The organism is Methanocaldococcus infernus ME, assembly GCF_000092305.1.
Taxonomy (GTDB): Archaea; AGJL01; Methanococci; order Methanococcales; family Methanocaldococcaceae; genus Methanocaldococcus; species Methanocaldococcus infernus.
Genome location: NC_014122.1, coordinates 1,288,509 through 1,302,671, shown reverse-complemented (window position 1 = coordinate 1,302,671; position 14,163 = coordinate 1,288,509). Strand labels below are relative to the sequence as shown.

Below are 14,163 nucleotides of genomic sequence, written 5' to 3'. Positions count from 1 at the left end.
TCAGTTAAACTTTGGTTGTAAGGAAACTTTATAAGGTAATGGAAGAGGCCTAAATGGCTTATCTTTACACTTCTCCTTAACCTCTTTTATAAGCTCTTCTAAGCTCATCTTAACCTTGTATGGCTCTTTTAAAGTTGACTTCTCCCTTATGGTTACAGTTAATTTGTTACCCTTAACCTCTTCCTCTCCAACCACAACAACATAAGGAACCCAATCCTTCCCAGCCTCTCTTATCTTCTTACCAACTCTTAAGTCTCTATCATCTAAGTCAGCTCTAATATTATTCTTTATTAGCTCTTTAACTATATTTTCAGCATACTCATTATACTTCTCTGAGACTGAGATAACCCTAACTTGAATAGGAGAGAGCCAGATTGGGAAGTAGGGAAGTTCCATATCTCTCTCTAAGAGGGCACAGATAACCCTCTCAATTGAGCCTGTTGGAGAGCAGTGTAGAATAATAGGATAAATCTCTTTATCAGCATGAACTTTAATATCAAATCTCTTACTACTTTCAACATCTATCTGTACTGTTGGGTTCTCTATAGGCCTTCCCAAGCTGTCTATGACAGCAATATCTACCTTTCCAACCCAGTAGTGCTTTCTCTTAGGAAGAATTTCTAAGAGCAAATCTTTATTATACCTCTCCTTATACTCCTTAGCCATCCTTAGGAACCAATCTTTATGCTCTTCAAAGAAATCCTTGGTGAATCTAAAGATAACATAGTAGTCTAACTCTAAATCTTCTCCAGTTTTTAGACACATCCAGAACTGTTTTTCAAACTCTTCCATAGCTTGCTCTAAGTTTAAGCAAACTGTATGCATATCAGGCATTGTAAAGGCTCTCAATCTCTTTAAACCTACAAGCTCTCCACTTTGCTCATATCTAAAACTGTAGGTTGAGAGCTCATACAACTTTAAAGGAAGATACTTAGGTAACAAATACATATCCTTTTTTATCATAAACTGTCCAAAACAGGCTGCAAATCTTAACATCAACTCTTTATTACCCATTCTAAACCTATACTGTCTCTCTCCAAACTTGTCAGCATGTTCCTTAATAGCCTTATTGTTTAAGTCATACATCACAGGAGTTTCCACTGGCATAGCTCCATGTGAGAGAACTAAGTAATAGACATAGTCAGCTATTAAATCCCTAATCAACTTACCCTTAGGATACCATCTAAAGTGTCCAAGATCTGAAGCTTCTTCATTACTACAAATTTCTTTTTCTTTGATTAACTTCACATGCTTAGGCTCCTTTTCTAAGCTCTCTCTTATTCCTAACTCATACTTTGCCAACTGTCTAAGATACTTGTTTTCAATAACCTTCAAGTTATCTTTATCAATTTTTATAAGTTCTCCATCCTTTATTAAGTAAAACTCTGATTCAACCTCTTCCTTCTCCTTCTTCTCTTCCTCTGGGACTATCTTCCTTGATAACTCACTTAGTGGATGTCCTTTACAACTTAACTTAAAAGCCTTATACCAACCAAATGGAGCTCTTAGGACATTAAACTCTTTTTTAAGCTCTTTCTCAATTCCTTTTAAAACCTCTAAAGCAGTTTCTGGAGAAGATAGGTTAGAAGAGAGATGAGCATAGGGGTAGATAACAATATTCTTAACCTTTAACTTCTCAGCCACTTTCTTTATTTCTTCAACAGCTTTATCAATAATTCCTTTAACATTACTTTCATCCTCTCTCTCTACAGCTATAAAAGAAACTAAACATTCCTCAAGCTTGCCCTTTAAATTTTCAGTATCTTCAGCTATCTTTGTTTTTTCCTTGGCTTCAAATTCTAAGTAGTCAGAGTGTATTAACAACATTCTCATGTTTTCCCCTTCTTAACTAAAAATTTAATTATTAAATTTTAAACTAAATTTTTATACTTTAGCTATAGTAATGAAATTAACTTAATCAATGGGTAGTAAAATATATATAATAACACCTAAAATTAGTATAAGCCAAAAATTTTTAAAATTATTAATTTGGTGGAAACATGGGGAAAAAGGAAGTGGTTGAAGTTTTAGTTACTGGAGGACAGGCAACAGCTGGGCCACCATTGGGGCCAGCCATTGGTCCATTGGGAGTTAATGTTATGCAGGTTGTTAAAGCTATTAATGAGAAAACTAAGGACTATGCTGGAATGCAGGTTCCTGTTAAGGTTATAGTTGATACTGAAACAAGAAGTTTTGAAATTGAGGTTGGAATTCCTCCAACATCAGCTTTAATTAAAAAAGAGTTAGGAATAGAAAAAGGAGCTCATGAGCCAAAGCATGAGGTTGTTGGTAACTTAAGTATGGATCAAGTCATAAAAATAGCTAAGATTAAAAAGGATGCTATGCTCTCCTACACTTTAAAAAATGCTGCTAAGGAGGTTTTAGGAACCTGTGTTTCCATGGGGGTTACTGTAGAAGGAAAAGATCCTAAGGTTGTTCAGAAGGAGATTGATGAAGGAGTTTATGATGACTACTTTAAGGAAGAGTAAAGTATATATACTCCATAAATTTATTATCATTCCCACATAATAATTTTCCTATAATAACCCTTTTTATGCGGGGGTGGCCCAGCCTGGTACGGCGCGGGACTGCTAATCCCGTTGGGCATAGCCCTACCCGGGTTCAAATCCCGGCCCCCGCGTCATTAAGTTTATAAACCATAAAGATTATAAACCCATTATAACAATAATTTAACAAAAAATTTCTAAAAATGTGAAATTAAGGTGATAATATGGCTAAGCAAAAACCAGTTTTAAACGTAGCATTCATTGGACACGTTGATGCTGGAAAGTCAACAACCGTCGGAAGATTATTATATGACAGTGGAGCTATCGACCCACAAGAGTTAGAAAAATTAAAAAGAGAAGCTCAGGAGAGAGGTAAGGCAGGATTCGAGTTTGCCTATGTTATGGATAAGTTAAAAGAAGAGAGAGAAAGAGGAGTTACTATAGACGTTGCTCACAAGAAGTTCGAAACTAAGAAGTATGAAGTTACTATCGTGGATTGTCCAGGACACAAAGACTTCATTAAAAACATGATTACAGGGGCTTCTCAGGCTGATGCAGCTATCTTAGTCGTTGATGTTAACGACGCTAAGACAGGAATCCAGCCACAAACAAGAGAGCACATGTTCTTAGCAAGAACATTAGGAATTAAGCAAATAGCAGTTTGTATAAACAAAATGGATACTGTCAATTACAGCCAAGAAGAATACGAAAAAATGAAAAAAATGTTATCTGAGCAGTTATTAAAGATATTAGGTTACAACCCAGATCAGATAGACTTTATCCCAACCGCTTCATTAAAAGGAGACAACGTCGTTAAGAGATCAGAAAACATGCCATGGTACAAGGGTCCAACATTAGTTGAAGCTATTGACAAGTTCCAACCACCAGAAAAACCAGTTAATTTACCATTAAGAATCCCAATACAAGACGTTTACTCAATCACTGGAGTCGGTACTGTCCCAGTTGGTAGAGTTGAAACTGGAATCTTAAGACCTGGAGATAAGGTTGTCTTTGAACCTGCAGGAGTTAGTGGAGAAGTTAAGTCCATAGAGATGCACCACGAGCAAATTCCACAAGCAGAGCCTGGAGACAACATAGGATTTAACGTTAGAGGAGTTAGTAAGAAAGACATTAAGAGAGGAGACGTCTGTGGACATCCAGACAACCCACCAACAGTTGCTGATGAATTTACAGCACAGATCGTTATCTTACAACACCCAACAGCTATAACCGTTGGTTACACACCAGTCTTCCACGCACACACTGCACAAGTTGCCTGTACATTCGTTGAGTTATTAAAGAAATTAGACCCAAGAACTGGACAAGTTATTGAAGAGAATCCACAGTTCTTAAAGACTGGAGACGCTGCAATCGTTAGAATAAAACCAACTAAGCCAATGGTTATAGAAAACGTTAGAGAGATTCCACAATTAGGAAGATTCGCTATCAGAGATATGGGTATGACTATAGCTGCTGGAATGGCTATAGATGTCAAGCCTAAGAACAAATAAATCCTTTTTTCTTTTTTTAATATTTTTCTAAATTTTTAAATTTAAATCTAAAGGTGAGAGTATGAAGAGAGTAAGGATAAAGTTGTCAAGTACTGATCATGTAGTCTTAGATGAAATATGTAGGCAAATAAAGGAGATAGCTGAGAAGACAGGAGTGGATATGTCAGGACCAATCCCATTACCAACAAAGATCTTAAGGGTTACAACAAGGAGAAGTCCAGATGGGGAGGGTTCATCAACCTTTGACAGATGGTACTTGAAGATTCACAAGAGGTTAATAGAGATTGATGCTGATGACAGAGCTTTAAGGCACATAACAAGAATAAAGATTCCTGACAATGTTCAGATTGAGATGATTTTTAAATAAATAAAATCTCAAAAGCCTTAAAAAAGTTGCAATCTGACTTAATGAGGATTGCAACTAAAATAACTCTTCTATTTTCATTCCTTTATGAAGCTCTTTTCTATAAGCTTCTAAAGGCATGTTCTTTTTCCCTAAGTATTCAGCCATGGTTATAAAGTCAATATTTATCTTCTCCTTAAATTTCTTGTCTCTAACTAAGTGATGGTCTATAATAATAGTTCCATCTATCTTTTTCCTAATTTCATCAAGGTTCTTATTTGTTAGCTCTAAAGATTTTTTCCCATATCTGTACATCATATATGTTGGAGGCCCCCCAACAATTAGGAGGTTAGGATTCTCCCTTATTATTAAATCTTTAATCTCATCAAATAATATCCCTTGAGTGTCTGAAGTATGCATCACTTTAAAATTTCCATCATCAACTATTGTTATTATCACATATCCTAATTTATCATCCTTCCCATGAGGGAAAGGCTTTGAGATCTTAATTCTTGTATCTCCAAATACAAACTCTTTATTGTCAGCAAACTCTATTTTCTTGGCTAAGTCTTTGACATTCTCTAAAAATTCCTTAGCTCTATTCATTTGACTTTGGTTTATGTGTTCAGTAGGATGCTTTATAAGTAAGATCTTATCTCTATATATTTTGGAGGCATAGTTTTTAGACTCTAAATATTTATCATCAAAAAATGGAGTATAGTGATCATAATGATAATGAGAGATAACCAAGATATTGGCTTTTTCACAATACTTATTTAGCTCTTCTCTAAGCTTATGTAGTGTTTCAAACTCTATCTCTGCTGGCTCTAACTTGTATCTATCTGGAGCCAAGGCTAAGCCTGGATCTATAACTAAGGCTATATCCTTAGTTTTTATAAAAGTGGAGAGTGATCTAACTCCTAAACTTTCTGAAGCTATTGGAATCACTTTCAAGTTCTCACCTAAAAGAGGGTTTTAGTATGAAAGCTGTTCTCATCTCAGGAGTGTCAAGTGAAGTAGGGAAGACAGTAATAACCACAGGAATTATGAAAGCTCTATCTAAAAAGTATGATGTTCAAGGATTTAAGGTTGGCCCTGATTATATAGATCCATCTTATCACTACATGGCAACAGGGAACCCTGGAAGAAACTTAGACTCTTTCTTCATGAATGAAGAACAAATAAAATATCTATTCCAAAAGAATGCTAAAGAAATTAATATTATTGAGGGGGTTAGGGGCTTATATGAAGGCTTTTCTCCAACCTCTGATGTTGGAAGCTCAGCAAGTATAGCTAAGATCTTAGGTTGTCCAGTTATTTTAATTGTAAATGCTAAGAGTATAACAAGAAGTGCTGTAGCCATTGTTAAAGGATTTTTAAGCTTTGATAACATAAATATTAGAGGAGTTATTTTTAACCAAGTGAGAGGAGAGAAGCATATAAAAAAGCTTAAAGAGGCTTTCTCTTACTATCTCCCTGAGGTTGAAATTCTTGGCTTCATTCCAAGAACCTCTCTATTAAATACTGAGAGCAGACACTTAGGCTTAGTGCCAACTGCAGAAAAAGATTTATCTGAGAAAATAGAGAAGTGGGGGGAAGTTATAGAGAGCTATCTTGATCTCTCCAAGATCTTAGAGATTTCTGACTATGACTTTGAAGAGGTTGACAAGGTTTACCTTTGGGAGGTTGAAAAGAGCTATAAAAAGGTTGGAGTGGCTTATGATGAAGCCTTCAACTTTTATTACTGGGACAACTTTGATGCCTTAAAAGAGAATGGAGCTAAGATAAAGTTTTTCTCTCCTTTACATGATAAAGAAGTTCCTGATGTTGACCTTCTCTACATAGGTGGAGGCTATCCAGAGCTTTTTAAAGAGAGATTAAGTAGGAATAAAGAACTGTTGGAGAGTTTAAGGGAATTTGATGGTTACATATATGGAGAGTGTGGGGGCTTAATGTATCTATCTAAATCTATTGATAACTACCCTATGGCTTCCCTCTTGGACTGTAAAGCCATAATGACAAGGGAAGTTCAAGGATTAAGCTATGTTATAGCTAAATTTAAAGAAGATTGCTTAATAGGGAAAAAAGATAAAGTAGTTAAGGGCCATGAGTTCCATTACTCTAAGTTAGTTGATGTTAAGGGAAAACTTTTAATTAAAATTTTAAGAGGAAAGGGAATTATAAATAATTTAGATGGTTTATGTAATGGTAAAGTTTTAGGCTCCTATTTTCACAATCATGCTGTAGCCAATCCCTATTTTGCTTCATGTATGGTGAATTATGATTTTTGATTCACTAACTGTTTTTTGGATATATTTTTTCGTTTCTATCTCTTAAGTTTCCATCCCCTTAGGGGCGTTATTTTACAGGAAATTGAAGAGGTTTTAAACAACCTTGAAAAATAGTTTCCATCCCCTTAGGGGCGTTATTTTACCATTCTCAACCCCCCTTTTTCTTTGTTTAGCCCCGCAGTTTCCATCCCCTTAGGGGCGTTATTTTACGATACCATATTTTTAGCAATCCCATAATAACTATCGTTTCCATCCCCTTAGGGGCGTTATTTTACAAGGCAAAATTTTGCGTGTTTATAACATTCGCTCTTATAGTATATAAGCTTTATCCCTAATCAACTGGATGAAGGTTAGGTTCTTCCATTTATTTAAAAAGATCCGAAGTTTGGTAAAAATTCTTATTTTCCTTAATACTAAAATAAAATCAAACCTTTAAACTAAAAACGAAATTTCCAAAGGGAAAACAAAATTCTAAAAATAAATAACCTAAAAAACTAAAAAATCCCAATAATTCACAAAAACCGAATATTTAAATTAATAACATTAAGCTACCCTCCGAAACCAACCAAAAACCAAATAAAAACCAACAAAATCATCTAAAAACAACAAAAACCTAAAAACAAAAACTTTAAACAAGATAAAACCTAAAAACCAATAAATATAAAAACCCCATCAAAAAGTTTTTAGCATGATAGTTATGATAGCTGAGCTATTAGAAAGTTTAAAAATTTCAGGAATTTACACAATAAAATTATTAGCTATTATTTTACCAACTATCTTTATCATAAACTTTCTAATAAACTTAGGGATCCTCTCAAATATTTCTAAGCTACTATCCCCTCTCCTAAAAAGAGTAAATATAAACCAAGTCTCAACATACTCATTCCTAACTTGCTTTCTAAGCCCAACTGTTGGCTACACAATCTTAGCAACTGGCTATAAAGAGGGAAAGGTTAATGAGATTGAAGTTATTGGCTCCTCTTTGTTAAACTCTTTTCCCTCAGTTTTCTCTCATCTTTTAACCTTCTTTATTCCTGTGGTTATCCCAATCCTTGGCTTTGTTGGAGTTATCTTTATCTTAATTAGATTATTAACTTCAATAATTAAAAGTTTGATTGGCTTTATCATACTTTATAAGTTTTCAAGTTCAGAAAATAAAGATTTTAAACTTGAAAAGATTGATAAAAAGAAGAATTTAAGAGATTCATTAAAAAAGACCTTAAAGTTTGGTAAGAGATTAGGAATAATTATGTTCTCAATGATTACATTAGTAACCTTTTTATCAAAAGTTGGCTTTTTTAATACATTTGCCAACCTTGTTAAGCCAATAACTAACCTCTTAAACTTAAGCCCTAATGTTGCTATCTTGGCTTTAACTGAAACTCTTAACGTCAATGCAGCCATAGTTATGGCTGGAGAATTTTTAAGGAATAACTTGCTAACTCCAAAGGAAATAATTATTGGGCTAATCATAGGGAATATAGTAAGTTTCTCAAGTAAGTATATTAGACACTCTCTTCCCCTACAAACCTCACTATTTGGCTTAAGGTTAGGAACTAAGATAGTTATTATTAATGCTCTAATAACTTTATTCTTAGACATCATCTATATAGTTATCTTACTAAAATTCTTCTGAAGGGGGAAAGCTTGATCATCAAAGGAAGAGTTTGGAAGTTTGGAGATGATATAGATACAGATCTAATTATCCCTGGTCCTTACTTAAGAGCAAGGGATCCAAGGGAGTATGCTAAATACTGTATGTATGGCTTAGATAAAGAATTCTCTAAGAAGGTTAAGGAAGGAGACATTATAGTAGCTGGAGAAAACTTTGGCTGTGGCTCCTCAAGAGAGCAGGCTGTATTAGCTATAAAGTATCTTGGCATTCCTGTAGTTGTAGCCAAGAGCTTTGCAAGAATCTTTTATAGGAATGCTATAAACAATGCTCTCTATCCTGTCATAGCTAACACTGATGAGATTGAAGAAGGAGACATAATAGAGATTGACCTAAATAAGGAAGAGATAAGAGTAATAAACAAAGGGATTAAGATAGAGTGTAAAGTTCCTAAGGGAGTTGAGAAGGAAATCTTAGATGCTGGTGGCTTAATTAACTATTTTAAAAAGGTGGTTAAAAGTGAGAATAAAGCTTGATGGTTTATATTCAAACTTAAAGTTTTCCTCAGCACATATTATATTTGGACATGAAACATGTGGCTATATTCATGGACACTCCTACTATGTAGATGTGGAACTCTCTGGAGAAAAGAAGGGAAATTTTTTATGTGATTTTAGAATTGTTAAAAAGATTGTTAAAGAAATCTGTAAAAGGTTGGACCATAAACTCCTAATCCCTAAGTTTCATAAAGACTTATACTATGAGATTAGAGACAATAAAGTATATTTTAAATATAAAGAAAAAGAGTATCTCATTCCTGTTGATGACATCTTACTCCTTCCAATTCCATCAACATCAGCTGAAGACCTTGCTATCTATATAGCTGATGAACTCTATAACAGGCTTAAAGATCACATCAATTTAGAATATATTGAAGTCTCTGTTAATGAAGGTTTAGGACAGAAAGCAACATATAGAAAAGTGGTGAAAGAATGAAAGACTTGTTAGAGAAAGTAAGAGAAGTTTCAGAGATTCCTGTGTATGAGAAGAGTATTGAGAATGTTCTATCCTCTATTTTGCTAACAGGAGATTTTTGGAAGATTGTTGAGTATAGTGAAGAACCTCTTCCATTGGTTGCTGACATCATAAGAGTTTTAGAAAAGGAAGGGTTAGTTAAGATAGAAGATGAGATTAAGCTAACTGAGAAGGGGTTAAGCTTTATAAAAGAGTATGGGATAGGGAAGAAGGAGATTAATGTATGTGAATGCTGTGAAGGTAGAGGGATATCTTTAAAGAATTATAAAGAGTTATTGGAGAAGTTTAAAGAGATAACTAAAGATAGGCCCTTACCAAAACATGAATATGACCAAGGCTTTGTAACTCCTGAATGTACTGTTGCAAGAGTAGCCTTAATGAATTCAAGAGGAGACTTATTTAATAAAGATGTTTTAGTCTTAGGAGATGATGACTTAACATCAATAGCCTTAATGCTCTCCAACTTGCCAAGGAGAATAGTGGCTGTAGATATTGATGAGAGGTTAATGAACTTTATAAAAGAGGTTGCTGATGAACTTAAATTTAAAAATATTGAGGTTATAACCTTAGACTTAAGAAAGCCTCTTCCTGAGGGTTATAAGAGAAGCTTTGACACCTTTATCACTGACCCTCCTGAAACAGTGTTTGCAATAAAAACCTTTATTGGTAGGGGAATATCAGCCTTAAAAGGAGAAAGAAGAGCTGGCTATTTTGGAATTACAAGGAGGGAAAGCTCTTTAGACAAGTGGAGAGAGATTCAAAGAATTTTAATAAATGACTTTAATGTTGTCATCACAGACATAATAAAGGATTTCAACCACTATATAAACTGGGGCTATGAAGAGGAAACAAGGGCTTGGAAGTTAGCTCCAATAAAGAAGAAGCCAAAAGATATTTGGTATAAGTCTTATATGTTCAGAATAGAAACACTTAAAGGTAGTAAGGGCTTTGAGGAAGAGGTTGAGGTTGGAAGTGAGCTATATAATGATGCTGAGAGTTCAACAACTTAACCATCTATCTAAGGTTACTTTCTCCTTGTAATAGTTTATCTCTTTTGGTGTGAAAGAAATTTCCCCATACTTCCCTCCACCACCTGGGATAATATAGATCTCTCCTTTTCTAAACAACTCTATGGTTTTGGCGACTCTCTCATTTATATTCTTAAGCTCTTCAATCTCTATATCCAACAAGATAGAGATCTCATTTTTAAAGTTTTCTATAAATTTATTCCAAATAGTATTAACAGTTTTTGAATAAACTCCCTTTCCTGTTGATAAGGAAATAATTTCTAAAAGAGGAATTATTTTTATGTATGGAGGTCTAAAGCTTGGATGCTCTATTTTCCCATCACTCAACTCTTTAACCCTATCCAAGACACCTTTTTTTATCAAACCCTTGCACTCAGGGCATCTCCAATTAAACCTCTCAGCATCTTCTTTTTTAAATTTTGTGTAGCACTTTGAACAGGCTGTTAAATGATACTTTCCAAGCTCTGGAAATACTCCAATATTTGCATAAATTTTATTATGCTTTATAGCCTTCCTCAACTCTTCAAAGTTCTCCTCTATGTTTCCAACTGTCATCTCAACCCTATTAAACTCTCTTCCCAACCTATGAGGATAATAAGAGTGGGCATCAGAGTTGGTTAAAAATGGAATGTCTCTAAGCTCTCTTATACTATCAGCCATCTCTGTGTCTGCTGATAAACCAAGCTCTACAAAGTCTGGCTTATTTTTGTAGCACTCATAGATAGAATTGAAACTTTTATATATAGAAGTCCAAGGTGTGAAGGCATGAGCTGGTCCAATTAATGAGCCAGAGCTTTTAGCAATTTCAAAGATTTCCTCTCCACTAAGCTCTATCTTTGGCCTTCCCTCAGTGTCTATATTTTTTGAATATTTTTTAAAGGATTCTCTTAACTCCTCAGCCTTACTTATTGAGGGAACTATAAGAAGATGATGAACCCTATCTTTATCTTCAACCTCTACAGTTAAAACTAACTCTCTATCTTTAAATTCCTTTATTTCCTCTAAATACTTAGGATTTAAACAATCTCCTGTTCCAACAACATCTAAGCCCTTAACCTTACTATATTTTAAGATATTCTCTACATTCATATCTTTTGATGTTCCACCTGAATACTTTGAATGAATGTGTAAATCTACATCAATCATTATAAACCTCCAAGGGCTTCTAAGAACTTCTTAGTCTTTTTCTTCTTAACCTTTCCAAATCTCTCCAACTTTTTAATATCAACTTTATCTTTAAGCATCTCCTTAATTGGCTCAACTAAAGCCATCTTTTTTAAAAGGTCTTCAACATCCTTCCTTTTAAATCCATATCTTTCAACAGTGTCCCAGTCATAAAGTAAGTATAAAATAGCTCCACCAAGGTATTTAGTTGATAAGTTATACTTAGGAAACTCTGGCTCAAGCTTAAATTTAATATCTAAAACTTTCTTTCCATCAATGTCCAATTTTAGCCAATTTAAATAACTTATGTTAGGAGTTGTAATGATTGAAGGGAAAAGAGAAGATCTACTCCTCTCATCAGGATTTTTATATAAATAAAATTTAAATATATCCTCTGAGAACTTCCTAAGGACTATGTCTTTACCAACTTCCTTAGAAATTGTTTCTTTAACCTCTATAGCCTTTCTCAACTCCTCTATTGGCTCTCCATCTTTATATAAGCCCCTCTCTTCCAACAATTTTTTAAAATTAAGCTCTTTCAACATCTTCTCTTCCAAGGCTCTAACATCAAGTATTCCACCAAAGACATCACACTCATCTTTAAAATCTTTACAAAGTTCCAAATACTCCTTTAAAATTCTTCTCTCTTTCTCATTTAAAATATTTTTTAACCTTCTCTCTATTTCTTCCTCTATCTCATCCTTGTAAGCATAAATGTATGAGATGGCTAAGCATTTCCTAACATGTTGGTCTTCAATAAGCTTATTCTTTGAATAATTCTTCTTTATCCCTGTAATTATCACATTCCCAAATCTTTCCTTTAAGTACTTCTCATAGTTTGGATCCTCTACTTTAACTCTATTAAAGCTTCTCTTCCCATCTTTAAATGAGATGAAGGATATGGTGTAAGAGGTTAAAACCCCTCTACCTTTAGGCTCAAGCACATCTAAGAAATCTTTGTAGAGAGCTATTAAATAAGTTGGGAGTGTAAATATCTTCTCCTTATAAGAGCCATCAAGTGGCAAGTGAACAACAATTTTTTTATTTCCAATGTCATCAGTTAGATGGGCTATAGCCATCTTATGAGAAGCTAAGGCATGCTTAACCCTCTCCAGAGAGGCTTTTTTCTCATTGGCTACTCTCCTCAAATAACTTGAGAAGTTGGAAATTTCTTGAGCACTCTCTGAATCAGCTTTAATTTTAACTATATTTTTATAAGGAGAGTCAAATTCTAAAAATTCCATCTTAGCTTTAAATTCATGTAAAATCTCTAAATTTTCCCTCAATTTTTTTATAATATTGTCTACTTTATTTTTCTTAAGAGCCTCTTCAATCTCTTTATTTATATTCTTTATAGAGTCTAAGAATTCATTAACCTTCTTTATTATTGTACTTGACTCCATATCAATTTACCTTTCTCTAAACTAATATGCTTAGTTTTTGCAATAGGAACTTTCTTATTTAAAATATCTTTAAATAGCTCTAAGACATTCTTATACTTCCTCTCCTCATAACAGCAGAGCTTACAATCCTTAACAAAAGTCTTTTTATGCTTCCTTATGAAAGATTTAACCCTCTCCTTGGCAAAAATTGGAGGACCTTCAATAACCTTAACATTTGGAAGCTCATAAACAAGAAATTCCCACTCTATATAACAATAGTTATCAGTGGTGTAGCACTTACTTCTTATTGGAACAAAATCATTTTTTATAATATGCTTATTTATACTTTTTTCTAACTTTTCAAGTTGAGGATAGACAATATCATCAACCTCTTCCTTTGGAAATTCCAATTTTACAATGAACCCATGTTCTCTCTCATTAAGCTCTTCTTCTAACCTCTTATGGTAGTTGTAGAAAAACTCTTCCTTAGGCTCACTTAAAAAGAGCCATGAGTAATAAACAAATTTACAAAAATTCTCTTTACTAAGGGGAGAGGCTACATTTCTATTTAAATCTGTGGGATCATAGACAATTAGAGGATCATCAAACTCCTTAAATTTGGGATTCTCATAAATTTTATAGATGTCATCTAAAATAATAACTTTCCTTAACCTCCAATTTTGAGCATCTTGTAAGAGGTTTAAAAAAGAGCCATATTTTAAAATTAGAAGCTCACAGAGATAGCCAGAGAATCCCTTAGTTTTTACATCAGAGCCATAAATATTTAAGCTCTTTAAAAAAGCTTTTAATAGTCTAACTTCATCACACAGCTTTTCATTTAACCTCTCAACTAAAAATTTGTGGTGTAGTGGAGTTCTATCAACAGCTGATATAATCTTCTCTCCAAACTCTATTTTATAGCATGGAACTATATCTATATTATACTTCCCAAGCTTTCCCTTAACATAAGGATGGGAGGCATAGCTTATTACATAAGAGCCTCCTAAGCTCTCTAAGGCTTTTTTTCCAAGTTCTAAGCCCTTTCTCTCTAACTCTTCAATTGAAAGGGATTTATCAAATAAAACAAATATATCAATATCAAAGTCATTCTTTAAATTTGTGTTCCTTGCAGATGAGCCAAGGTGTAAAACCTCTAAAACAGAGTTGTCAGAGAACTCTTTAATTTTATCTATAACCTTGTTGGCAACTTCCTTTAACTCCCTAACCTCTTCCTCTGATGGTTTCACTTCTTCCAAGATCTTTTTTAAAAATTTCAAAGCTCTTCACCTT

13 protein-coding genes and 1 tRNA gene are annotated in these 14,163 nt (G+C 33.9%); 9 read left to right on the top strand and 5 right to left on the bottom strand.

The features are described 5' to 3' along the window. Positions 1-1,833, bottom strand: coding sequence for a threonine--tRNA ligase (locus tag METIN_RS07305; RefSeq protein ID WP_013100837.1), 1,833 nt, complete (start codon positions 1,831-1,833; stop codon positions 1-3). A 167-nt stretch (positions 1,834-2,000) separates the two neighbouring features. Here METIN_RS07305 and METIN_RS07300 point away from each other — a divergent pair, with 167 nt between their 5' ends. From METIN_RS07300 to rpsJ, 4 genes are all read left to right on the top strand, one after another. Further along, complete coding sequence (locus tag METIN_RS07300) at positions 2,001-2,489, top strand: 50S ribosomal protein L11 (protein WP_013100836.1); 489 nt, start codon at positions 2,001-2,003, stop codon at positions 2,487-2,489. A 67-nt stretch (positions 2,490-2,556) separates the two neighbouring features. Continuing rightward, positions 2,557-2,641 (top strand) — tRNA-Ser (locus METIN_RS07295). A gap of 90 nt (positions 2,642-2,731) precedes the next feature. Further along, positions 2,732-4,018 carry a translation elongation factor EF-1 subunit alpha gene (gene tuf / locus METIN_RS07290; RefSeq protein WP_013100835.1) on the top strand — a complete coding sequence of 429 codons (1,287 nt, stop codon included), beginning with the start codon at positions 2,732-2,734 and terminating at the stop codon, positions 4,016-4,018. Positions 4,019-4,079: 61 nt separating this feature from the next. Next, on the top strand, positions 4,080-4,385 hold the full coding sequence (gene rpsJ, locus METIN_RS07285; protein WP_013100834.1) for a 30S ribosomal protein S10: 306 nt from the start codon (positions 4,080-4,082) through the stop codon (positions 4,383-4,385). Positions 4,386-4,439: 54 nt separating this feature from the next. Here the strand turns inward: rpsJ and METIN_RS07280 are convergent, their stop codons facing one another. Continuing rightward, positions 4,440-5,315, bottom strand: coding sequence for an MBL fold metallo-hydrolase (locus METIN_RS07280; protein ID WP_013100833.1), 876 nt, complete (start codon positions 5,313-5,315; stop codon positions 4,440-4,442). Positions 5,316-5,341: 26 nt separating this feature from the next. Between METIN_RS07280 and cfbB the strand changes: the two genes are divergently transcribed. The 5 genes from cfbB (at position 5,342) to METIN_RS07255 (ending at position 10,309) form a co-directional block, all read left to right on the top strand. Next, entirely contained in the window at positions 5,342-6,652 is a 1,311-nt protein-coding gene (gene cfbB / locus METIN_RS07275) for a Ni-sirohydrochlorin a,c-diamide synthase (RefSeq protein WP_013100832.1), read from the top strand. A gap of 688 nt (positions 6,653-7,340) precedes the next feature. Then, complete coding sequence (locus tag METIN_RS07270; RefSeq protein ID WP_013100831.1) at positions 7,341-8,288, top strand: nucleoside recognition domain-containing protein; 948 nt, start codon at positions 7,341-7,343, stop codon at positions 8,286-8,288. Positions 8,289-8,299: 11 nt separating this feature from the next. Continuing rightward, complete coding sequence (gene hacB, locus METIN_RS07265) at positions 8,300-8,800, top strand: homoaconitase small subunit (protein ID WP_013100830.1); 501 nt, start codon at positions 8,300-8,302, stop codon at positions 8,798-8,800. After that, positions 8,784-9,260 (top strand): 6-carboxytetrahydropterin synthase QueD, encoded by a 477-nt coding sequence (locus METIN_RS07260; RefSeq protein WP_013100829.1) that lies wholly within the window; start codon positions 8,784-8,786, stop codon positions 9,258-9,260. Before hacB ends, METIN_RS07260 begins: the two co-directional genes overlap by 17 nt. After that, a complete protein-coding gene (locus METIN_RS07255; protein ID WP_013100828.1) occupies positions 9,257-10,309 on the top strand; it encodes a bis-aminopropyl spermidine synthase family protein in 1,053 nt (350 codons plus the stop codon). The genes METIN_RS07260 and METIN_RS07255 overlap by 4 nt, the downstream gene beginning before the upstream one ends. Here METIN_RS07255 and METIN_RS07250 read toward each other — a convergent pair. The 3 genes from METIN_RS07250 to cca are packed head-to-tail and all read right to left on the bottom strand — an operon-like array spanning position 10,298 to position 14,150. Further along, the gene (locus METIN_RS07250) at positions 10,298-11,476 is read right to left on the bottom strand and encodes a TIGR00375 family protein (protein WP_048203473.1); all 1,179 of its coding nucleotides are present in this window, start codon (positions 11,474-11,476) and stop codon (positions 10,298-10,300) included. The two genes, METIN_RS07255 and METIN_RS07250, sit on opposite strands and share 12 nt — an antisense overlap. After that, positions 11,473-12,894, bottom strand: a complete 1,422-nt coding sequence (locus METIN_RS07245) for a DUF530 family protein (RefSeq protein ID WP_013100826.1) — start codon at positions 12,892-12,894, stop codon at positions 11,473-11,475. The genes METIN_RS07250 and METIN_RS07245 overlap by 4 nt, the downstream gene beginning before the upstream one ends. Next, complete coding sequence (cca, locus tag METIN_RS07240; RefSeq protein WP_013100825.1) at positions 12,876-14,150, bottom strand: CCA tRNA nucleotidyltransferase; 1,275 nt, start codon at positions 14,148-14,150, stop codon at positions 12,876-12,878. Before cca ends, METIN_RS07245 begins: the two co-directional genes overlap by 19 nt. Positions 14,151-14,163: the final 13 nt, after the last annotated feature.

Coding starts and splice junctions, on each gene's coding strand:
- METIN_RS07305 (WP_013100837.1), bottom strand. CDS start 1,833: ATGAGAATGTTGTTAATACACTCTGACTACTTAGAATTTGAAGCCAAG.
- METIN_RS07300 (WP_013100836.1), top strand. CDS start 2,001: ATGGGGAAAAAGGAAGTGGTTGAAGTTTTAGTTACTGGAGGACAGGCA.
- tuf (WP_013100835.1), top strand. CDS start 2,732: ATGGCTAAGCAAAAACCAGTTTTAAACGTAGCATTCATTGGACACGTT.
- rpsJ (WP_013100834.1), top strand. CDS start 4,080: ATGAAGAGAGTAAGGATAAAGTTGTCAAGTACTGATCATGTAGTCTTA.
- cfbB (WP_013100832.1), top strand. CDS start 5,342: ATGAAAGCTGTTCTCATCTCAGGAGTGTCAAGTGAAGTAGGGAAGACA.
- METIN_RS07270 (WP_013100831.1), top strand. CDS start 7,341: ATGATAGTTATGATAGCTGAGCTATTAGAAAGTTTAAAAATTTCAGGA.
- METIN_RS07255 (WP_013100828.1), top strand. CDS start 9,257: ATGAAAGACTTGTTAGAGAAAGTAAGAGAAGTTTCAGAGATTCCTGTG.
- METIN_RS07245 (WP_013100826.1), bottom strand. CDS start 12,894: ATGGAGTCAAGTACAATAATAAAGAAGGTTAATGAATTCTTAGACTCT.